19 protein-coding genes are annotated in these 21518 nt (G+C 64.8%); 8 read left to right on the top strand and 11 right to left on the bottom strand.

Annotation, left to right across the window (positions count from 1 at the left end):
* Positions 1-146: 146 nt before the first annotated feature.
* Complete coding sequence (locus CDO44_RS02445) at positions 147-1361, bottom strand: efflux RND transporter periplasmic adaptor subunit (RefSeq protein WP_087778601.1); 1215 nt, start codon at positions 1359-1361, stop codon at positions 147-149.
* 527 nt (positions 1362-1888) lie between these two features.
* Here CDO44_RS02445 and CDO44_RS02450 point away from each other — a divergent pair.
* Positions 1889-2740 carry a neutral zinc metallopeptidase gene (locus CDO44_RS02450; RefSeq protein WP_087778602.1) on the top strand — a complete coding sequence of 284 codons (852 nt, stop codon included), beginning with the start codon at positions 1889-1891 and terminating at the stop codon, positions 2738-2740.
* Positions 2741-2810: 70 nt separating this feature from the next.
* Here the strand turns inward: CDO44_RS02450 and CDO44_RS02455 are convergent, their stop codons facing one another.
* Together CDO44_RS02455 and CDO44_RS02460 are read right to left on the bottom strand one after the other, a co-directional pair.
* A complete protein-coding gene (locus CDO44_RS02455; protein ID WP_087778603.1) occupies positions 2811-4064 on the bottom strand; it encodes a class I SAM-dependent methyltransferase in 1254 nt (417 codons plus the stop codon).
* 209 nt (positions 4065-4273) lie between these two features.
* Positions 4274-4816: a YaeQ family protein gene (locus CDO44_RS02460; RefSeq protein ID WP_087778604.1), complete on the bottom strand. Its 543-nt coding sequence runs from the start codon at positions 4814-4816 to the stop codon at positions 4274-4276.
* A gap of 330 nt (positions 4817-5146) precedes the next feature.
* Here CDO44_RS02460 and CDO44_RS02465 point away from each other — a divergent pair, with 330 nt between their 5' ends.
* On the top strand, positions 5147-5500 hold the full coding sequence (locus CDO44_RS02465; RefSeq protein WP_087778605.1) for an H-NS family nucleoid-associated regulatory protein: 354 nt from the start codon (positions 5147-5149) through the stop codon (positions 5498-5500).
* 98 nt (positions 5501-5598) lie between these two features.
* On the opposite strand, the gene CDO44_RS02470 is transcribed toward CDO44_RS02465, so the two are convergent.
* Positions 5599-5943, bottom strand: coding sequence for a DMT family protein (locus CDO44_RS02470; RefSeq protein ID WP_087778606.1), 345 nt, complete (start codon positions 5941-5943; stop codon positions 5599-5601).
* 144 nt (positions 5944-6087) lie between these two features.
* Here CDO44_RS02470 and CDO44_RS02475 point away from each other — a divergent pair, with 144 nt between their 5' ends.
* The gene (locus tag CDO44_RS02475; RefSeq protein ID WP_087778607.1) at positions 6088-6756 is read left to right on the top strand and encodes a TetR family transcriptional regulator; all 669 of its coding nucleotides are present in this window, start codon (positions 6088-6090) and stop codon (positions 6754-6756) included.
* 143 nt (positions 6757-6899) lie between these two features.
* Here CDO44_RS02475 and CDO44_RS02480 read toward each other — a convergent pair whose 3' ends face one another.
* Positions 6900-7541: a DUF4136 domain-containing protein gene (locus CDO44_RS02480; protein ID WP_233146009.1), complete on the bottom strand. Its 642-nt coding sequence runs from the start codon at positions 7539-7541 to the stop codon at positions 6900-6902.
* A gap of 190 nt (positions 7542-7731) precedes the next feature.
* Here CDO44_RS02480 and pepN point away from each other — a divergent pair, with 190 nt between their 5' ends.
* Complete coding sequence (gene pepN / locus CDO44_RS02485; protein ID WP_087778764.1) at positions 7732-10431, top strand: aminopeptidase N; 2700 nt, start codon at positions 7732-7734, stop codon at positions 10429-10431.
* Entirely contained in the window at positions 10428-11450 is a 1023-nt protein-coding gene (locus CDO44_RS02490) for a class 1 fructose-bisphosphatase (protein WP_087778609.1), read from the top strand. The genes pepN and CDO44_RS02490 overlap by 4 nt, the downstream gene beginning before the upstream one ends.
* A 73-nt stretch (positions 11451-11523) precedes the next feature.
* Here the strand turns inward: CDO44_RS02490 and CDO44_RS02495 are convergent, their stop codons facing one another.
* Together CDO44_RS02495 and CDO44_RS02500 are read right to left on the bottom strand one after the other, a co-directional pair.
* Positions 11524-12969 carry a glutamine synthetase family protein gene (locus CDO44_RS02495; RefSeq protein WP_087778610.1) on the bottom strand — a complete coding sequence of 482 codons (1446 nt, stop codon included), beginning with the start codon at positions 12967-12969 and terminating at the stop codon, positions 11524-11526.
* Between the two features lie 207 nt (positions 12970-13176).
* Positions 13177-14481 (bottom strand): aromatic ring-hydroxylating dioxygenase subunit alpha, encoded by a 1305-nt coding sequence (locus CDO44_RS02500; RefSeq protein WP_087778611.1) that lies wholly within the window; start codon positions 14479-14481, stop codon positions 13177-13179.
* A gap of 363 nt (positions 14482-14844) precedes the next feature.
* On the opposite strand from CDO44_RS02500, the gene CDO44_RS02505 reads away from it, so the two are divergent.
* A complete protein-coding gene (locus tag CDO44_RS02505; RefSeq protein WP_087778612.1) occupies positions 14845-15573 on the top strand; it encodes a GntR family transcriptional regulator in 729 nt (242 codons plus the stop codon).
* An 82-nt stretch (positions 15574-15655) separates the two neighbouring features.
* A complete protein-coding gene (locus CDO44_RS02510) occupies positions 15656-16870 on the top strand; it encodes a CynX/NimT family MFS transporter (RefSeq protein WP_087778613.1) in 1215 nt (404 codons plus the stop codon).
* A gap of 34 nt (positions 16871-16904) precedes the next feature.
* Here CDO44_RS02510 and lpxO read toward each other — a convergent pair whose 3' ends face one another.
* Together lpxO and CDO44_RS02520 are read right to left on the bottom strand one after the other, a co-directional pair.
* On the bottom strand, positions 16905-17804 hold the full coding sequence (gene lpxO, locus CDO44_RS02515; protein ID WP_087778614.1) for a lipid A hydroxylase LpxO: 900 nt from the start codon (positions 17802-17804) through the stop codon (positions 16905-16907).
* Positions 17805-17947: 143 nt separating this feature from the next.
* A complete protein-coding gene (locus CDO44_RS02520) occupies positions 17948-18928 on the bottom strand; it encodes a quinone oxidoreductase (protein WP_087778766.1) in 981 nt (326 codons plus the stop codon).
* A gap of 116 nt (positions 18929-19044) precedes the next feature.
* On the opposite strand from CDO44_RS02520, the gene upp reads away from it, so the two are divergent.
* Entirely contained in the window at positions 19045-19695 is a 651-nt protein-coding gene (gene upp / locus CDO44_RS02525) for a uracil phosphoribosyltransferase (protein WP_087778615.1), read from the top strand.
* A 16-nt stretch (positions 19696-19711) separates the two neighbouring features.
* On the opposite strand, the gene CDO44_RS02530 is transcribed toward upp, so the two are convergent.
* Positions 19712-20563, bottom strand: coding sequence for an N-acetylmuramoyl-L-alanine amidase (locus CDO44_RS02530; RefSeq protein ID WP_087778768.1), 852 nt, complete (start codon positions 20561-20563; stop codon positions 19712-19714).
* A 2-nt stretch (positions 20564-20565) separates the two neighbouring features.
* Positions 20566-21471 carry a LysR substrate-binding domain-containing protein gene (locus CDO44_RS02535; protein ID WP_087778616.1) on the bottom strand — a complete coding sequence of 302 codons (906 nt, stop codon included), beginning with the start codon at positions 21469-21471 and terminating at the stop codon, positions 20566-20568.
* Between the last annotated feature and the right edge of the window lie 47 nt (positions 21472-21518).

Raw genomic sequence — 21518 nt, forward strand, 5'->3', positions numbered from 1 at the left:
GTGACTCTCTTAGAGAAGCTTCGGGCGGCCCGACGGGACCCGGCTCGAAGTCGACGAAGCCGGGTTCGCCCTGCCTGCGTCTCGACCGGGCCGGCTTTCACCGGCCCGCGCGCCCGGGGCTGCCTTCGCTCCGGACGCCGTACTGATCACGACTTGCTGCCTTGGGCCGCCGCCGGCTGCGTGCCGGAAGCGGGCGCTCCGGCTGCGGGCTTCCAGGGCACCGGCTTGACCTGCGCCCCCGGGCGTATCTTCTGGAAGCCTTCGACGATGACCACGTCGTTGGGCTTGAGGCCTTGCGTCACGATCCAGCGATCGCCCACCGCCGCGCCGGTCTGGATCGGCCGCGGCTCGACCTTGTTCTCGGCGCCGACCACGAATACCGAGGCATCGCCGTTGGCGCCGCGCTGCACGGCCTGCTGCGGCACGGTGATCGCCGCCTCGTCGATGCCCTGCTCGACCCGCACCCGCACGTACATGCCCGGCAACAGCACGTTGTTCGGGTTGGGGAACTCGGCGCGCAAGGTGACCTGGCCGGTGCTCTGGTCGACGGTGACGTCCGAGAACAGCAGCTTGCCGGTCAACGGATAGCGGGATCCGTCGTCCAGCACCAGGGACACACGGGCTTCGTTGGGCGCGACCTGCTTGATTTTGCCGCTGTCGAAAGCCGACCGCAGCTGGCTGAGTTGCGCCACGGACTGCGTGAAGTTCGCGTAGATCGGATCCAGGCGCTGGATGACCGCCAGCGGCGTGACCTCGCCCTGACCGACCAGCGCGCCCTCGGTGACCAGCGCACGGCCGATGCGGCCCGAAATGGGTGCCGTCACGGTCGCATAGTCGAGGCTGAGCTTGGTGCGATCGAGCGCCGCCTTGCTTGCCGACACCGCCGCTTGGGCCTGCTTGTACGCGGCAACGGCGTTGTCATACTCCTGCTTGCTGACGGCGTTCGCCTTGACCAGCGGCTCGTAGCGCTCGGCCAGCATGCGGGCCTGGTACAGGTTGGCCTCGTCACGCTCGAGATTCGCCTTGGCGCTGTTGTAGTCGGCCTGGAAAGGCGCCGGATCGATCTTGAACAGCAGTTGCCCAGCCTTGACGTCGGTGCCTTCGCGGAACGCCCGCTGCAGCACGATTCCCGCGACCCGCGCCCTTACTTCGGCGATGCGGGTCGCTTCCAGGCGGCCGGGCAGTTCGTTGACGATGACTTCCTTCGTGGGCGTGACGGTAACCGTACCGATCTCCATGGGAGGAGGCGCCCCCGCGCCCTGCTGTGCGCCACCGTTTCCCTTGCCGCATGCGGACAACGCCAGCAAGGTGGCCAGCGATACCGCGCCTAGCAGATAAGGTGAGCGTCTTTTGCGTTGCATAGCATTCCTCTAGGCATATGACGTCGCGGCAAGGATGAAGCCGAAACGTAGTCGAAATCCCGGGATGACGAAAGCCTTGCGCGTCCGGCGGCCGAGGGCGTGGCGCCCGGTGCGGACGAGAAGACATTGCGGACATCATGAAGCAAGCGATTATACAAACATTCATGGATGTTTGTATAAAAAGAACGACTTTTTTTGTTTCGCCATTTGAGCGCCGAAAGATGTCAAGCCGGCATAAACCCGGGTGAGACTAGGGCTTTTCCTGGCTTGCGCTGGCGTCCGATGCGGCATGCGCTCCCGAGAAAGAATGCTCCCACATTTTCCGAGGGAACTGCTGCGCGATTTGTGATTTTGCTTTGCTCGCGTTGCGGCATAAACAACACTACCGGCGGCATCGACGCGGCCCCCCACCTTTGCCGCTCCCTTGCCCCGCGGCGAACCAGCCCGTGCACGCGCGCGCCGGGATCGGTTTATAGTTTCGCCGTGCGCCCCGAGCGCCTAGGCACCGCACGAAAAAAGGAAGCCCCATGCGTCTGGACAACGGCCGTGAAAGCAACAACATCGAAGACCGGCGCGGCGGCGGCCCCCGGCTGGGCGGCCGCGGTTCGCTCGGCCTAGGCGCGGTGGTGCTCGCGCTGGTCGCCATGTATTTCGGCGTCGACCCGTCGGTCGTGCTCGATCTCGCCTCCGGCCCCGGCACCGCGGTCCAGCAGCCCGCAGGAGCTCCCCCGGCCGACGACCCGCAGGCCCAGTTCGTCTCCAAGGTGCTGGCCGACACCGAAGACACCTGGGGCGAGATCTTCCGCGCCTCGGGCGGCCGCTACACCGAACCCAAGCTGGTGCTCTACTCGGGCGCGACCGGAACGGCCTGCGGCACGGGCCAGGCCGCAATGGGCCCGTTCTATTGTCCCGGCGACACACGGGTCTATCTCGACATGAGCTTTTTCGGCGAGATGCAGCGCCGCCTGAACGCCCCGGGGGACTTCGCCCGCGCCTATGTGATCGCCCACGAGATCGGCCACCACGTCCAGAATCTGCTGGGCACCGCCGAACGCGTCAGCCGCCAGCAGCGGAGCGCGAGTCCGGCCGAGGCCAACCAGCTCTCGGTGCGGATGGAACTCCAGGCCGACTGCTATGCGGGCATCTGGGCCCACCATGCCAACCAGAGCAGGCAGATACTCGAGCCCGGAGACGTGGAAGAGGCGCTGAACGCCGCCTCCGCCATCGGCGACGACCGGCTGCAGAAAGAGGCGCAGGGATACGTCGTGCCCGACGCCTTCACGCACGGCACGTCGGCGCAGCGCGTGCGCTGGTTCAAGCGCGGCCTGGAAACCGGCGACCCGCGCCAGTGCGATACGTTCGCGGCGGCTTCGCTGTAGGCTGGCAACCCGAGCCAAAGAACCAATGGGCCCCGGCGCCACGGGGCCCATTTCGCATCGGCTGGCGCCGTCAGCCGTACATGTAGCCGCGCCGGAATGGGTAAGCCTGGCCCGGCGGGTTGTCGAGTTCGGTGCTGTCGAACGTGCCCTGCCGCTGGCACAGCACCTGGTTCAGCGAAATCCAACCCTGCTCGAACGCCATCGCACAGCCCGACAGGTACAGCCGGTAGGCCCGGACCGACTTGGCGCCCTGCTCGCCCGACAATATCCGATAGGCCTCGTCCAGCTTGGCTTCCAGGCCATCGCTCCAGGCCCATAGCGTGCGGGCATAGTGCGGACGCAGATTCTCCACGTCGACCGCCTCGAGCCCGCCGTCGCTAAGCGTTTCCAACACCTTGCTGACGTGGACCAGTTCGCCGCCGGGGAATATGTACTTCTCGATGAAGTCGCCCATGCCGCTCCCCAGTTGGGCGTTATAGGTGCCGCCGGAAGTAATGCCATGGTTCATCACCAGGCCGCCGGGACGCAACAGGCGGCGGATTTTGGCGAAATAGGCGGTCAGCTGAGCGCGGCCCACATGCTCGAACATGCCGACCGAAGCGATTTTGTCGTACGGCTGCGTTTCCTCGAGCTTGCGGTAATCCAGGAGCAGCATGCGTACCCGGTTCTTGAGCCCTTTTTCCTCGATGAGGCGGTTGACGTGGGCATGCTGGTTCTTCGACAGCGTAATTCCGGTCGCGTCCACACCGTAGTTTTCCGCCGCCCACAGCAGCAGGCCGCCCCAACCGGCGCCGATGTCGAGAAAGCGCTCGCCCTGCTGCAGTCTCAATTTGCGGCAAATATGATCAAGCTTGGCCTCCTGGGCCTGGGCCAGCGTCATATTCGAATCGCGATAATACGCACACGAATAGACGCGGCGCGGATCTTGCCACAAGCCGTAGAAATCGTCGGACAGGTCGTAGTGGAATTCGATCTGGCGGGCGTCGCGCTCGATGGAGTGGCGCATGACCGAGGCCGCCTTGCGCCCCATTTCGGTCAGCCATCCCGGGCGGGAGTTGTCGACGGGCGACTCTTTCAGTATGGCCGCAGCGGCGGCCATCAGGTCGCGCATGTTGCCGGTAATATCGACACGCCCTTCGACGTAGTCTTCGCCGAGCGCGCCGATTCGCCCCCTCACGAGGTGGGACAACGAACGCAGTGTTTTGAACTTGAACCCGACCTTGGGATTGTCGGCCCCGAGCTTGGTGCCGTCGGGCAGTATCAGCTGGACGGGAACGGGTAATGCGGCAAGTTGACGTTCAGCCTGAGAAAAAAGTGCATTCATGAAGGGTTTTCCGTATTCACAACCTGTCGGCCGCGACAGACGCGCGTTTTATCGGCGCACAACCCTCGTCAGGCAAAGCCCCCCTCTTGGTCGGCGCCATTTCGGTAGACCAAATCCGTAACCACTTTGCTTGCTTTTTTATCCTAGCACCAAAAACGCAGCGCGTTCATGCCGCGACCGGCGCATCGCCCCAGGCGGAAAAACCCTGCTCAGGATACGGGATGCAGTGTTTCCGGCGCCAACCGGACGATTTCCGCTCCGTTTCCGAACCAGGCCTCGCCGTCCTGCACGTTGCATTGAAGCTGCATGGAACGCTCGGCCAGGCCGGCTACGGCAGAGGTAGACTCGGGCTCGAGCCGGAAAACGCGCAGATTATCGAGCCGGGAAAGCCTGTTCCGGTTCTGGCCCCACCAGCCGTCGGCGGTGCGTCCGTATGCATAAAGAATGACCTGCCGGGCCCTGGCGCAGGCCTTGCGCAGCCATTTCTCGTCGGGCAGGCCGACTTCTATCCATGTTTCGATCGCGCCGGTCAGGTCCTTGCGCCACAAATCGGGCTCGTCGTCGATGCACAGCCCGCGGGCGAAGGCCAGCCCTTCTTCCGCGTTCAACGCGAAAGCCAGCACCCGCACCATCATTCTCTCGTCCGTTTCGGACGGGTGCCGCGCTATCACCAGGGAATGCTCGGCGTAGTACCCCCTGTCCATATCCGCTACCTGCAGCACCGCCTTGTAAACCACTGAACGAAGAGCCATATGTTTCCGTCAAAACCGCCGTGGCGGCACCCTCTCTAAAAAACCCACGCCGGGCCCGCCCCAGGGGGAGTAGTTTTGCCCTGGACAGCCCGGCTGCAAAATCGCTTCAAAACCCTCCCGGCGGCGCCGCCGCGCCAGGCGCCGGGTTTATCGGGAAAATGTTTCAGAATGAACTTTGAGCCGCTGCGCCGATCTATCCTTTTGAAATGTATCCGTTTTCACATCAGGGCTTCACAACGCGGAAAATTCGCTTCTAAAATGCGTTTGTTATCATGAGCACAAAATGCATTCCCGCGCCCACTCCTGACAAGACCAACCACGTGGACAAAAATGGCTAAAGATACCTACCAGTCGCTGCAAGCCCAAATCCGGAAATTGCAGGAAAAGGCGGAAAGCGTCCGATTGAAACAACGCCAGCCGATCATTGCATCCATCCTGCGCTCGATGCAAGAGTACTCCATCACCCTGGACGAGCTGAAAGCGGCCCAGGCCAAGGGCGTACCTGCCCGCAAACGCAGCGCTGGTGCCGCCAAGCCGGCTTCCAAGCCGGCCAAGCAAGTGGCGCCCAAATACCGCCACCCCGAGACGGGCGAAACCTGGACCGGGCGCGGCAAGCCGCCGCGCTGGCTGGTGGCGGCCGAAGCGGGCGGCGCCACGCGAGAGCAGTTTCTCATCGCCCAGTAAACGCGGCTCCGGCCGAATTTCCGCGGCCGGACAGCATTAAAGGTGGTTTTACGACTCATTTCGTAAAACCACCTTTTTGATTATTGCCGGCTGGAAAGCTATTTCTTGAAGGCGAAATAGACCGCCCCGATCAGGCAAAGCGCAGCCCATAAATGGTTCAGCCGCAGGCGTTCGTCCATGAACAGCAACGCGAAGGGCACGAACACTGCCAGGGTGACCACTTCCTGCAATATTTTCATCTGGGTCACCGTGAGAAAGCCGAACCCATAGCGATTGGCGGGCACCATAATCGCATATTCAAAAAAAGCAAGGCCCCAACTTGCGACCAAGGCAACATACCAGGGACTGCCGTGCGCATAGCGCAGGTGACCGTACCAGGCAAACGTCATGAAGGTATTGGACAAAGCCAGGAGCCCTACGAACCCCAATATCTGGGCCGCCATGCGCCCTCCCCGAAAAAATCCCAAGTCCTAAAACGTGGTATGCTTACATACATCCATGCATGTATATAAGCATTGCGCAGTGGCATATCTATTGCGGATCCCACTGATCATTCACACACCTCTGTCCGACAGCAGCCCAGGCTGATGCCGGGCAACCACCGGCTGGGCATGGCCATGGTACGCAAAACGAAAGAGGAAGCGCTCGAAACCCGCACTCGCATTCTCGAAACCGCCGAACAGATCTTCAGCGAACAAGGGGTGTCCCACACCTCGCTGCAGGATATCGCGGCGGCCGCCAATGTAACCCGCGGCGCGATCTATTGGCACTTCAAGAACAAGACCGATCTGCTCGACGCCATGCTCCAGCGGGTCAAGATGCCCATCGAGGACGCGCTCGAACGCAGTTGCGACGTCAGCTCTTCCGATCCGCTCGGTCAATTGCGCCGCAGCGCGGTGGGCGCCCTGCAACTGGTCTCCGAGGGCGCCAGCGCGCAACGCGTCTGTGAGATCCTGCTTTTCAAGTGCGAGTACGTGGCCGAAACCGCCGACATGCGCCGCCGCCACGTCGAAAGCCGCAAGATCGCGCTCGCACGCTACGAAGAAGGCTTTGGCCGGGCCATCGAGCTTGGCCAGCTTCCGCCCCACACCGATCCCAAGATCGCCGCGCTCGGCCTGCATGCCATCATGCACGGGCTCTTCATGGACTGGATGCTCGAACCCGGCGAGTTCGACATCAAGGAGGTGGGCGGCCACGCCATCGACGCCTTCTTCATGGGGCTGAAAACCAGTCGGCCGGGCAACTTGCCGGGCTGAAATCCGGCTGGAACCTACGTCACGCTCGCCTCCCGCCAGGCCTTCGGCAATCGCTGCCGTCACGTTGCGCCTTTTGCGCTTGGGGCGGCCAGAGCAAAAAAAACCGTCGCATGGCGACGGTTTTTTCAGGCTGGCTGCGGAGGCTAGCGGCGCTTCTCGACTTCGTAGCTCACCTCTCTCACTTGTCCGTTGGTGTCGGGGAATCGATCGAAAATCGCGCGCACCAGATACGGCATCACCTCCGGCAACGCATCTCCCGAACCGGTACTCACCGCGGTGGATTCGTAGACCTTCTGGCCGTTCTGCTTCGCATCGCGGATCTCCACCTTCAGCGTGGCCCGCGAGGCATCGACCGTGGTAGACGTCCAGGTGGGCGGATACGGCGGTCCCCAGGCAAAGCCCAGGCCACCGCGGCCGCGGTAGCCGAAGCCGCCCCAGCCGTAGCCCCAGGGCCCCCACGGTCCCCATGGTCCGTAGAAAGGATCGTAGGCCGGCCGCTCGATGCGCACCTGCACGGGTTCGACGCCATAGGAAAAGCTGACGGTGAAACGCGCCGGCTGGCCGGGCTTGGCCTCGACCATGCCGGTGGGGCCGATGCCCGAACGAATCATGTCCGCGTATTGGCGGTACTCCAGGCTATCGCGCTGCGCCGCCTGCGAATCGAACGTCCACGCCGCGCCCACGGCGTCGGCGGGCCACTGCTGGAAGGTCGTGACCCGGGCGGGCACCGTAGTGGCGCACCCCGCGAGCAGGGCCACCGCTGCGACCTTGGCCGTGCGGGCCATCCAGGCCAACCTGTCCCGGCCGAAGAGAAAATTACATTTGGATATCCACATGGCGCTTTCGCATCCGCAGCAAGAATCGTAATTTAACCGTTATGGGTCTTGGACCGGAATGGCGCGCATCGGTTCTGCACCGGCGCGCCGCCTCCCTCCCCGCTACAATCCCAGCCGCCGCTACTCGTATCTGCCTATCATGCGAACCGATACTCCCGTCACGATCAGACGCCAGAATTACCTTCCGTTTCCGTACGACATCGCATCGGTGAAGCTGGAGTTCGACCTGGATCCCGACGATACGCTGGTGCGCTCGCGCCTGGAGGTCCGGCGCAAGGGCGACGGCCCGCTCGTACTGAACGGCGAAGACCTCGAACTGGTGTCGGTGAAAGTGGACGGCCGGCCCTGGGACGCCGGCCGCTACCAGCTCGACGAGCATACGCTCACGCTGGACGGCCTGGGCGCCGAGGCCGTGGTCGAGATCGCCTCGCGCTGCCGTCCCCAGGCCAATTCCGCGCTGATGGGCCTGTACGTCTCCAATGGCGTGTTCTTCACCCAGTGCGAAGCGGAAGGATTCCGGCGCATCACCTGGTTCCCCGACCGGCCGGACGTCATGTCGCGCTATTCGGTCGTGCTGCGCGCTGACAAGAAGCGCTTTCCACAACTGCTTTCCAATGGCAACCTCGTCGCCCAGTCCGACCTGCCCGACGGCCGGCACGAGGCTCGCTGGGAAGATCCCTTCCCCAAGCCCTGCTACCTGTTCGCGCTGGTGGGCGGCGCCCTGACCTGGCGCGAGTCGCGCATGCGGACCCGGTCCGGCCGCGAGGTGCTGCTCCAGGTCTACAGCGATCCCGGCAGCGAAGGCAAGACCCAGTATGCGCTCGAATCGCTGGAACGCGCGGTGCGCTGGGACGAGCAGCGCTTCTCGCTGGAGCTCGACCTGGACCGATTCATGATCGTGGCCGCGCGCGACTTCAACATGGGCGCAATGGAGAACAAGGGCCTGAACATCTTCAATGCCGCCTATGTGCTGGCCGACCCCGAAAGCGCCACCGATGCCAACTACAGCGCGATCGAAGCCGTCATCGGCCACGAGTACTTCCACAACTGGACAGGCAACCGGGTCACCTGCCGCGACTGGTTCCAGCTGAGCCTGAAAGAAGGGCTGACGGTCTTCCGCGACCAGGAATTCACGGCCGACATGATGGCCGAGGGGCTCGATGCCGAGGCCGCCGCGAGCGCCCGCACCGTCAAGCGCATCGACGACGTCGTGACCTTGCGCGCCGCCCAGTTCCCCGAGGACGCGGGCCCCATGGCCCATCCCATCCGCCCGGAAAGCTACCAGGAAATCGGCAACTTCTACACCGCCACCGTCTACGAGAAAGGCGCGGAAGTCATACGGATGCAGCAGACCCTGCTGACGCCGGCCGGCTTCAAGCGCGGATTGGACGAATACTTCCGCCGGCACGACGGCCAGGCGGTCACCTGCGACGATTTCGTGGACGCGATGGAGTCGGTCTATGTGCAGGACCATCCTGGCCGCGACCTGTCCGTTTTCAAGCGCTGGTACAGCCAGGCCGGCACGCCGCGGGTCAAGGTCACCCTCGAACACGATCCCGTCAAGCGGCAATGCACCGTCACGCTGGCGCAGCGCTGCGAACCGGTGGGCGTGGAACGCCTGCCCGGCGCCCCGGCCAAGCTGCCCTTCCATATCCCATTCGCCATTGGCCTGCTCGACGCCGAAGGCCGGGCCCTGCCGCTCAGGCAGCCCGGCGACGCCACGGTGCGCGACACCGCGCTGCTCGAACTGACCACCGAACGCGCCCAGTGGACCTTCGAAAACATCGACGCCAAGCCGGTGCCTTCGCTGCTGCGCGATTTCTCCGCGCCGGTCATCGTCGAATACGACTACGCCGATCGCGAACTGGCGCTGCTGATGAAACACGACGGCAACGCCTTCGCCCGCTGGGAGGCGGGCCAGCAACTGGCCACCCGCGTCATCCTGGCAGCGACGCGCGAGCGGCAGGAAGGCAAGCCTTTCGTGCTGGGGCACGACTTCATCGAGGCCTGGCGCGCCGTCCTCGCCGCCCCCGGGCTCGATGCCGCCTACCGCGCCCGCGCCTTGACCCTGCCTTCGGAAAAAACGCTGGCCGAACATATGGCCAAGGTCGACCCCGTCGCCCTCTCGGCGGTGCGCGACGAAGTCCTGGGAGCGCTCGGCCGCGCGCTGGCGACGCAATGGCAGGCCGCGGTCGAAGCCAACCAGACGCCGGGCGCCTACTCGCCGGACCCGATCAGCGCCGGCAAGCGCGCGCTGAAGAACCTCGCGCTGACCTTCATGATGGCAGGAAACGTGTCCGGCGCGGCGGAACAGGCCTCGCGCCAGTACGCCTCGGCCCGGAACATGACCGACCGGATGGCCGCCCTGTCGGCGCTGGTCAATTTTGGCGCCCCGTCGGCGGCAGCCGATGCGCTGACCGATTTCTACGAGCGCTGGCAGGACGACCCGCTGGTGGTGGACAAGTGGTTCGCCTTGCAGGCGACGGCCCGCGGCACCACTGTCGAAACGGTGGAGGGGTTGATGGTCCATCCCGCCTTCTCGTTGCGCAACCCCAACCGGGCGCGCTCGCTGGTCTTCCAGTTCTGCCTCAATAATCCATACGGTTTCCATCGCGCCGACGGCAGCGGCTACCGCTACTGGGCCAAGCAGGTCCTCGCGCTGGACGCCCTCAATCCCGAAATCGCCGCCCGTCTCGCCCGAGCCCTGGACCGCTGGGTCCGCTACGTACCCGAGCTGAGCGAGCCCATGCGACAAGCCTTGCAACAGGTACGCAACCATCCGGCCCTGTCGCGCAACGTTACCGAAATCGTTTCTAAAGCCTTGGAGATCGCCGCATGAAGCGCAAGACGCTTACGCAATTCCTGATCGAGCAGCAGCGCGGCCCGGCCGCCCTGCCCGCCGAAGTCCGCCTGCTCGTCGAAATCGTCGCCCGCGCCTGCAAGGCCATCGGCCATGCCGTCGGCAAGGGTGCGTTGGGCGGCGTGCTGGGCAGCCTCGAGACCGAGAACGTACAGGGCGAGGTACAGAAGAAGCTGGATGTTCTCTCCAACGAGATCCTGCTCGAAGCCAACGAGTGGGGCGGCCAGCTGGCGGCGATGGCTTCGGAAGAGATGGAAACCGTCCACCTCATTCCCACCCACTATCCCAAGGGCGAATACCTGCTGCTGTTCGATCCGCTGGACGGCTCCAGCAACATCGACGTGAACGTGTCCATCGGCACGATTTTCTCGGTGCTGCGCGCCCCGGACTCGGCCAAGGGCCGCCAGATCACCGAGCAGGACTTCCTGCAGCCGGGCGTCCGGCAGGTGGTGGCCGGCTATGCGGTGTACGGCCCCCAGACCATGCTGGTCCTGACCGTGGGCACCGGCGTCTTCGGCTTCACGCTGGACCGCGAAGTGGGCTCGTGGGTGCTGACGCAGGAGAACATCCGCATTCCCGCCGACACCAAGGAATTCGCCATCAACATGTCGAACATGCGCCACTGGGCGCCGCCGGTGCGACGCTACGTCGAGGAGTGCCTGGCTGGCAAGGCCGGGCCGCGCGGCAAGGATTTCAACATGCGCTGGGTCGCCTCCATGGTGGCGGACGTGCACCGCATCCTGAACCGGGGCGGCATCTTCATGTATCCCTGGGATGCGCGCGAACCGACCAAACCGGGCAAGCTGCGGCTGATGTACGAGGCCAACCCGATGAGCATGATCGTGGAGCAGGCCGGCGGCGCGTCGACCAACGGCTTGCAGCGCATCCTCGATATCGAGCCGGCGGCGCTGCATGAGCGGGTAAGCGTGATACTGGGCTCGAAGAACGAGGTCGACCTGGTGACGCGCTATCACCAGGATGCGGGAAGCCAGGCCTAGGACCGTTCATGCCGCGTTCGGCCGCGACCCCGGCATCGGGGCCGCGGCAAGATGCCGTGCCTGGCGGCCGGCATCAGAACATGTCGAAATACTCGCGCTGCTCCCATTCGCTCACTTCGAGATTGAAGCGGGCGATCTCTGCCTCCTTGATGTGGCAGAAATAATCGACGAATCCCGCGCCCAGTCCCTCGCGCAGGCAGGCGTCGTCGCGCAGGCACCGCAGGGCCTCGGTAAGCGTGTGCGGCAGGCTGGCCGCCTCGGTTTCGTAGGGCACGTCGGCCGACGGGCCGGGATCGAGGCGCCTGTCCATGCCATCCATTCCCGATAGCACCTGTGAGGCGAAGTACAGATAGGGATTGGCCGCCGGCTCGCCCACGCGGTTCTCGATGCGGGTGGCATTGTCGCCCGCGCCGCCCAGCACCCGCAGCATGACGCCCCGGTTGTCGCGCCCCCAGATGGCGCGGTCGGGCGCGAGGGAATAGGGTCGATAACGCTTGTAGCCGTTCAGCGTAGGAGTGGAGAGCGCCGTGGCGCCGCAGGCATGCGCCAGCAGGCCGCCCAGGTAGTGGCGGCCGGTTTCCGACAGATCCATGCCCGCCTCGGCGGGAACGAAGGCATTACTGCCATCGGCAAGCCGGCGCAGCGATTGATGCAAGTGCCAGCCACTCGACACCACATTGGGAATGCGCGGGCGGCACATGAACGTGGCATGGAAGCCGTTGCGGCGGCACACCTGCTTGACCGCGCTGCGGAACAGGATCATGTCGTCCGCCGTCTTCAGCGCGTTGCCGGGCGCGAACGTGAATTCGAACTGGCTGGGACCGAATTCCACTTCGAGCGAGCGCAGCGGCAGCGACAATTGCTGGGCCGTCGTACGTACCAGCTCCATGACCGCGTCCACCGAGTCGTAGCGCAACTCGGTCAGGTATTGGTAGCCGTGCGACATCAGCTCGACATCGGGCGGTACCCCGGGCTGGCCGGGCTGACCCGCGTCTTCCGGACGCATGTGATGCTGCGCCACCTTGAACACGTGGCATTCGACCTCCAGGCCGGTGATGAGGTCGAACCCCGCGCCATTGAGCTTGCCCAGCGTCTTGCGGAACAACTGGCGCGTGTCGAACGGCACGGGAACCCCGCTCTGGAAATAGGTGTCGCACAGCAGCCATCCGGTATTCGGCGCCCAGGGCAGCACCTTGAAGGTGAGCGGATCGGCCACCATCAGCACGTCCGCGGCGCCCTGCATCTCGGGGCGGCTGAAACCGCCGCCCGACGTGAACACCGGAAAGACCGTGCGGTGCGACGTGTCCTTGGCGAACATGGTGGTGGTAATGGTGACGCCGCTCTTGAGCGCGCGCACGGCCTCTTCCGCCACCAGCGTCTTGCCGCGCAATATGCCGTGCTGGTCGGGAAACGAAAACCTGACCACATCGAGCGTGCCGCGCTCGAGGGCTGCGACGACATCGCGTGCGGCATGCTGCTGAGCTTCGGACCACAAACCGAACCGATCCACGAAAGACATGAAAGAACTCCAATGAGGAGGTCACCCCTTCCACGCTTCGCGCGTCCACCTCGCGGGGGCGGCACTGGCGGACCGGCGGCGCCGGATCCGCTGTGCCCCAGGGGGGGTAGTACCAGGCCGGCGGGAAGAACGGCGTTCTTGCCCGCTGTTCGTTTTATTGCGCGACTGCGTCAGCCACGAATGGCATGCAGGCGCGCCAGGGAGGGCTTACGCCGCCCACTTGGAGCTCTTGCGGCGCTTTTCATCCGCGATCCTCCAGTAGTCGCTCCAGGTATCGCCCGGCCCGATGCCGTCGATGGAAGGCGGGCCGGTAAGCGCGCAGGCTTGTGCATCGTCGATCATCATCAAGGCCTTCTCGCCCTTGGCGGCCTGGTCGATGGCCTCGAGCAGCAGGCGGCGGTAGGCGACGATGCCCTTGTCGGTGGACCCCAGGTGCTCGCGCGTGCGGTCCTGGATCTTGCCTTGCGATTCGACGGCCCATTGATCGTGCACGTTGATGTCGTGCCCCATGCCGGTGTAGGTTTGCGTGGCCTGCTCCCTGGCGTTGTAGCCATAGTTGTTGAAGCGGCCGACGCGCGGCATGTAATCGGGCAGTTCGTACAGGGCCAGGCGCTGATCGCGCATCTGCTTCTTGTCGACCGGCTGCCCGAAACTGGTGAAGATGGCATACCAATAGCAGCTCGTATCGTCCACCGGAACATGCCATTGCGCGATGGTCATTTCCGAACTCATCGGAATGATGAAGGCCTGCGGAAACACCAGGTTGGTCACGCGCACGTGGGTCTGCTCGCCGTCGAGCTTGCGCAGCGCGGTCAGGCGCAGGCCGTAGTCGGCCGCGTCGACCTTGATTTCCGGGCGATCGTACTCGCGCAGCACCTTGGTGATGGGCAGGTTGGAGTCGGCGGAAGCGCCGCGGAATTGCTTGCCGTAGCTGGCCTCGGTGTCGCCGTCCTCGAAGAACCGGTGCAGATACGAAGCGTGGGCCGGATCGATGCCGACCTCCAGCGCCTGCAGCCAATTGCAGTCGAGATAGCCCTTGAACGCGAACGTATATTCGTCGGGCGCGACGAAACAATCGAAATGCGGAAACGCCGGCGGCTGGCCTTCGCCGATGTAGGCGAACAGGATGCCGCCTTTCTCCACGACGGGATAGGACTTCTGCTTGATCCGCTGGGGCAGCTTGCTGCCTTCAGGCTCGGCCGGGGTTTCCAGACAGGCGCCGTTCACGTCGAACAACCAGCCGTGGAACAGGCAGCGCAGCCCGCCGTCCTCGAGCCGGCCGAAGGCGAGGTCCGCACCGCGGTGCGGACAGTCGCGATCGAGCATGCCGTAGCGGCCCTGCTCGTCCCGGAACAGTACGAAATCCTGGCCCATCAGCTTTACGGCTCGGATGGGACGCTCGCCCTCGAGCTCATCGACAAGAGCGACAGGCTGCCAATACTGGCGCAGCAGCGTGCCGGCCGGCGTACCCGGCCCGACGCGAGTGATGCGTTCATTCTGTTCGGGGGACATCGTGGACTCCTTGGATGGAATGCGGCACGGGCTACGCCGAAAAAGATAACGACCGCACAGCCCGCGGCGCAACGGTGTATGCAGAATGCTAGTCTATGGATCCAATCATGTAAACCATGCCCTATCAAAAACAGATCCAAGCAGATCTCCAGATTTGCAAATCTCCAATAACCCCCTTTATTTTCAATGAGTTATATCGACATATCGATTTCCCTAGCATTATGACGAACACAAGCCACGTGGCGCTTTTGCACACCAGAAATAGAAAACTGGATCCATTCATGCACATGGATACAATAGCACTGCGATGGGGCAGCACCCGGCTACGGCAGGTGCCGCGGGACATCGCCGAGGAGAACAACATTGGAATCGCAACAGACGCGCGTGCTGGTGCAATTGCGTGACCTGATCCTAAAGGGGGAATTCGCGCCCGGTGAGCGGCTGGCGGAGATCCCGCTCGCCGAAAAGCTGGGCGTATCGCGCACGCCGATCCGGCTCGCCCTGGCCGCGCTCGAGCAGGAAGGATTGATCGAGCCCTCGCCCACCAATGGCTACATGATGCGGCGCTTCACGCCGCGCGAGATCAACGACGCAATCGCGGTACGGGGCCACCTGGAGGGCATGGCGGCGCGCCTGGTGGCCGAGCATGGCGTTTCGCGCCAGCTGTCGCTGGATCTGCGTGCCTGCCTGCGCGATGGCGATCGCGCCGTGAACAAGGCCGAGATGACCTACGACGACTATGCCTTGTACGGAGAAATGAACGACCGCTTCCACAAGCTGATCGTCGACGCCGCCGGCAATTTCGCGTTGGCGCGGGCCATCGAGATGAACAACCGGCTGCCCTTCGCGTCGCCCAGCACCATGCTGCCCATGCAGAACACCGGCGACGAGCGGCAGAAATGGATGGTCTATGCCCACCTGCAACACCATCGCCTGGTCCAGGCCATGGAAAAAGGCGAAGGCGCACGCGCGCAAGCCCTGGCGGAGGAACACGTGGACGTCGCCCAGATGAACCTGGAATACGCGCTCGAGCGCCCCGAGACCGCGGCCCAGCTCCTGCCCGCCATGAAGATCATGTTCGGCAAGAGTTGATCCAGGTCTCGACGCCACCGATTTTCCCCACGCCGCCACAGCATAGGGCACGCGGATCGCGCGCCCCGAGGAACCGCCGTCCATGACATCCGATTCGAAACCGCCCTCTCAGCGGAGCACTACCGACTGGCCCGGCGTCGCCCTTGGCGTGGCATGCGGCATATTGGTGGCGCTATGCGTGGGCAAGATGCCGCCGGCCCTGCCCCTGCTGCAGCAGGATCTGGGATTAAGCCTGCGGGAGGTCGGATGGGTGGTTTCGCTTTTCAGCACCATCGCGACCCTGTGCGCCGCCGCCATGGGTCTGGCGTCGGGGCGCGTGGGCGCATGGCGCTTCACGGTGGCGGGCCTGGGCGCGCTGGTCGGCGGCGGCCTGCTCGGTGCCGTCTCCGACAGCTATGCCATGCTGCTGGCGAGCCGCATCCTCGAGGGAACGGGGCAGATCGCCATTGTCGTCTCGGTACCGGCCTTGCTGGCGGGACGCAGCGCGCCGCACCAGACCCGCCTGGTGCTGGCCCTGTGGTCCGCGTACATGCCGCTGGGCATCAGCCTGGCGCTGCTGACCGCGCCGCTGCTGCTGGAAGGCGGCCATTGGCGCCTCCTGTGGACGTTGATCGCCGCGCTGACGGCGGCGTGCGCCCTCTGGATGATGCTGTGGCGGTCGCGCTATGCGACGCCGGCCCCGGCGGCGCGCGCGCTCGATTGGCGCAAGCTGACCGGCGGACTGCGCCAGATCGTGCCCTGGGTGCTCGCGCTATCGTTCACCTTCTACGCGATCCAGTTCTTCACCGTCATGACGTTCCTGCCCACCTGGGCCATCCAGGAGCGCGGCCTGACACTGCGGACCGCATCGATCCTGACGGCGATCGTCATCTTCTTCAACGCGGGCGGATCGGTGCTGGGAGCGTCGCTGCTCCAGCGCGGCATACGGGGCAGCGTGCTGGTCATGGCGGCTCACGTCGTCGTGGGCGTGTCCGCATGCGCGATCTTTTCGGAATGGCTGCCGGACGTCGCCCGCTTCGCGGCTTGCATCAGCCTCAACCTCATCGGCGGCATCCTGCCTGCCGCGACGCTGTCGGCCGCGGTGCGCCTGGCCAAGACGCCCGACCAGATCGCCAGCCTGCAAGGGCTTTTCCTGCAAGGATCCAACCTCGGCCAGTTCGCCGCCGCGCCGCTGGTGACGTGGGCGGTTACCGTATCGGGCTCGGTACCGGAATGGTCGCACGCCCTGCCCCTGATGGCGGCCTGCGCCGTCATCGGGCTGAGCCTGGGGCTGTTCGCCCGCTCGCGAGGGCTGTGATGTTGCTCGATGCGGGTCGCGCGCGGCGCAAGGCTCAGATGTAGATGATCAGCGCGACGACGCCGACCACGAGCGCGGCCTTCGTCAGGCGATAGACCGTGCGGTTCCAGTTCTTGAGCTTGCGCCGGTACTGGCCGCCCACCCAGACGATGTAGAACAGCTTGTTGATCAGCCCGGTCTTGTCGCCCTCTTCGTTGGGCGAACTGGCCGCGGTCATGACCTTGCGGCCCATCCACTTGTTGAAGGCCTGCGCCCAGCCATAGCGCAGCGGCCGTTCGACGTCGCAGAACAGGATGATGCGGTCCCGATCGGTGCCGTTCTCGGCCCAGTGGATGAACGTCTCGTCGAATACCACGCTCTGTCCGTCGCGCCAGCTGTAGCGCTGCCCGTCCACTTCGATGAAGCAGCGGTCGTCGTTGGGAGTCTCCAGCCCCAGGTGATAGCGCAGCGAACCCGCGAACGGATCGCGGTGGGGATTGAGCTTGGCGCCGGGGGGCAGCTCGGCGAACATGGCCGCCTTGACTTCCGGGATGCCGCGCAGGATCTCGACCGTGCGCGGGCAGTATTCATGCGCGGAAGGATGCTGGGCTTCATACCATTTCAGGTAAAAACGCTTCCATCCCGACTTGAAGAACGAATTGAAGCCCGCGTCGTTATTCTTCTCCGCCGCACGGATGCGCTGGGCATCGCGCAGCCTCACGGCCTCGTCGCGGATGACTTCCCAGTTGTCGTCCAGGGCCTGCAGGCCCGGCAGTTGCTGCACCGGGATGTACGGCACCGCCGGCACCTTGGAAAACAGATACATGAACGCGTTGACGGGCGCCACGATGGAAGAATGGTCGAACAGCTGCCTGAAAAAACGCAGCCGGACCTTCCCCCGGAAGTGCACATAACCGATGGCGCCCAGATACAGCGCAACGATGATCCATTTCATCCCAATTTCCCGTAAACCCAGCAGCAATCAGCCCGTAGCCGGATAGCCCGCCCCCAGGCAATGCCCTCAGGGCACAGCGGATCCGGCTCCGCCGGTCCGGAAGTAGAGCCCCCTGGAGGGCGCGCGTAAACGCGTAGGGGCATCTACCCGCCTAGCGTCAACACCGTCGACCCCGTCGTCTTGCGCGCGGCCAGCGACTCATGCGCCCGGCCGACCTCCTCGAGCGTAAAACGCTGGTCGATGCGCGGCTTGATCTTGCCGGCCACGACCAGTTCGAACAGTTCGGATGCGGCTTCCTGCATTTTCTCGAGCGTATCGACGTGGTGCGCCACCGTGGGCCGCGTCACGAACAGCGATCCCTTTTGCGCCAGGATGCCGAGATTGACGCCGGTAACCGGTCCCGAGGCATTGCCGAAACTCACCATCAGGCCCCGCTGCTGCAGGCAGTCCAGCGAGGTTTCCCAGGTATCCTTGCCCACGCCGTCGTAGACCACCGGCACCTTCTTGCCCTTGGTCAGCTCCAGCACGCGCTCGGCCACGTTCTCCTTCGAGTAATCGATGACTTCCCACGCGCCGTTGGCCTTGGCCAGAGCGGCCTTTTCGGGGGAGGAAGCCGTACCGATCAATTTTACGCCCAAAGCCTTGGCCCACTGGCACGCGATCAGCCCCACCCCGCCGGCCGCCGCATGGAAGAGTATGGTCTCGTGCCCCTGCAGACGATAGGTCTGGCGGAACAGGTATTGCACGGTCAACCCCTTGAGCATGATGGCGGCGGCATCCTCGAAGCTGACGCCGTCGGGAATCCTGACCACCTGGAAAGCGGGCATGTTGCGCAGCTCGGCATAGGCGCCCAGCGGACTCTGGCCGTAGGCGACCCGGTCGCCTACCTTGAGGTGCCTGACCTTGGGGCCGACCGCATCGACCACGCCCGCCGCCTCGAACCCCAGCACCGCGGGCAGGCGCGTCGGATACAGCCCGGTCCGGTAGTAGATGTCGATGAAGTTCAGGCCCACCGCATGCTGCCGGATCCGCACTTCCCCGGGACCGGGCTTGGGCACGTCGACATCCACCAATTTGAGCACTTCGGGACCGCCGTACTGGTCGATGCGAATCGCCTTGGACATCTGGATCTCCTTCATGGGGCAATGTTCATGCCGCATTCTAATCGCGCATACAATCGCGGAAAATATCGGCCGCACCGCACTATGCGGCGCCGTCCGCCCATCCGCAAGGTACGCATGTGAAGACCGATCCGCGCTTTCCCAACCTGTTCATCCTCGACCATCCGCTGATCCAGCACAAGCTGACCCACATGCGCGACAAGAACACGTCCACCCGGACGTTTCGCCAGTTGCTGCGGGAAATCTCCCAGCTCATGGGCTATGAGGTCACGCGCAACCTGCCGCTCGAGCTGCGGCCGATCGACACCCCCATGACGCGCATGGACGCGCCCGTCATCGCCGGCAAGAAACTCACGGTGGTCCCGGTGCTGCGCGCCGGCAGCGGCATGGCCGACGGATTGCTCGACCTGGTGCCGTCGGCACGGGTGGGCCACATCGGCCTCTATCGAGACGACCAGCACCGCCCGGTCGAATACCTGGTGCGACTGCCGGAAACCGAGGGCCGCACCTTCATCCTGTGCGATCCCATGATAGGCACCGGCTATTCGGCGGCGCACGCGGTGGAAGTGCTGAAGAAACGGGGCGTACCCGCCTCCAGCATCATCTTCGTCGCGCTGGTGGCGTCGCCCGAGGGCATGCGCGTCTACTGCGACCACCATCCCGACGTACCGATGTTCCTGGCCGCGCTGGACGACTACCTGGATGACCAGGCCTACATCGTCCCGGGATTGGGCGACGCCGGCGACCGGTTGTTCGGCACCAAGAACTGACGCCGGGAACGCCGCGCTACCAGGCGCCGGCTGCGGCAGCCTCCCCTCCCCCGCCTGTCGCGGCCACCAGCGCGGCCAGTACGCCGGCCGTCTCGGCGTCGAACACGCCGTCATGGCGGCTGGGCCGGTAATGCATCTGGAAGGCCGCCAGCACGGCCTGGGTTTCCCGGTCCGCCACGCCGGTGCGGGGCACGGCATATCCCAGCCTGGCGAGCTGCTGCTGGACCCATGCCGCGTCGGGCAAGCCCTGGGATTCGAAGCGCGCGCGCAGCGCCTGCGCCACGGTCTCGTCGTACCAGCGCCCCAGCCCCGCCCGCGCCAGTTCCCGCCATGGAAACAGCGGCCCGGGATCCTGCTTGCGCAGCGGTGCGACGTCGCTGTGGCCGACGATGTTCTCCGGCGCGATGCCATGGCGGTCGGCAATATCGCGCACCAGCGCCTTGACCACCCGGATCTGCGAGGGCGTATAGGGCTGCCAGCGTGTCGTGCCGTCCGGTGCCGTGCCGACCGGCCCCCGGTTGACGATCTCGATGCCGATGGAACTGCGATTGAGCCAGGTATAGCCCTGCCACTCGCTTTGGCCGGCATGCCAGGCGGCGCGGTCTTCGTCGACCAGCCGGTAGACGCGCGGCGGTTCGTCGTCGGTCACGAGATAATGGCTGCTGACCTCGCCGCGGCTGAGGATATCCAGCGCCCGCGGCGACTCCGAGACCGTGTAGTGCAGCACGATGAAGCGGACCCGGCTTCCCTGGCTGCGCGCGGTGATGGAAGTATCGATATCCAGCCCGCCCGGTGCGGGACCGACGGACGCGCACCCCTGCACCAGCAACAGGGATGCCAGGCTGAACGCGGCAAGGCGGCAAGACATCATCAGGCAGGCTCCTTGGCGGCGGTCTCGAGCAACCAGTCGCGGAACGCGACCAGGGCCGGATGGTCGCGCCGCTGCATGGGCGCGCACAGGACATAGCCGCGCGGCAATGCAACCGGCCTGTCGAAGGGGGCCGCCACCCGCCCGGACTCTACCTCGTCGCGAACCAGGCAGCGCTGCAGCACGGCCAATCCCATGTCGGCCATGACCGCCCGCACCAGGATGGACACCTGGTCGAAGCCATTGGCCAGGCGCGGACTGGCCTCGACCCCCACGGCCTGGAACCAGTACGGCCAGTTGCCGCGGGCGTTGGTATGAAAGAGCAAGGGTTCCTCGAGCAGTTCGGCGGGATCGTTCCAGCGCCCCTCGCCGCGGCGCGCGGCCAGCCTGTCGGGATGGCAGATCACCACGATCTCCTTGCCGATCACGTAATCGCATTGCCATTGCGGCCATTGCTCCGGCGTACCGCTGAGGATGGCGGCATCGGGCGTCGCGCCGGAGAAGTCCTCGTCCCGCCTGTAGGCGGAAAACGTCAGCTCGACATGCGGATGCCGCCGATGGAACTCCGGCAGGCGCGGCACCAGCCAGACGCTCGCCAGCGTGGGAATGACGGCCAGGTTCAACTGGTGGCGGCGGGTGGCGGCCCGCAGTTCCGCGCTGACCGATTCGATCGCCTGCAGCGGGCCGGCGGCGGCTTCGGCCAGGCGGCGGCCGGCTTCGGTAAGCGCCAGGCCGTGCGCGCTGCGCGCCATCAAGGGTTGGCCGAAATGGGTTTCCAGGCGGGCAATGGCGCGGCTGATCGCGCCCTGCGTGACGCACAGCGCCTGGGCGGCCTTGGTGAAGCTTCCCAACTGCGCCGCCGTGACGAATGCGTGCAGTTCGGACATGGACGGAGAATGAAGGCGCATGCGGTACCGGCCTGCATTACCAAAAGTAATGCGACGGTGAAATATAG

It is taken from the genome of Pigmentiphaga sp. NML080357, assembly GCF_002188465.1.
GTDB lineage: Bacteria > Pseudomonadota > Gammaproteobacteria > Burkholderiales > Burkholderiaceae_B > Pigmentiphaga.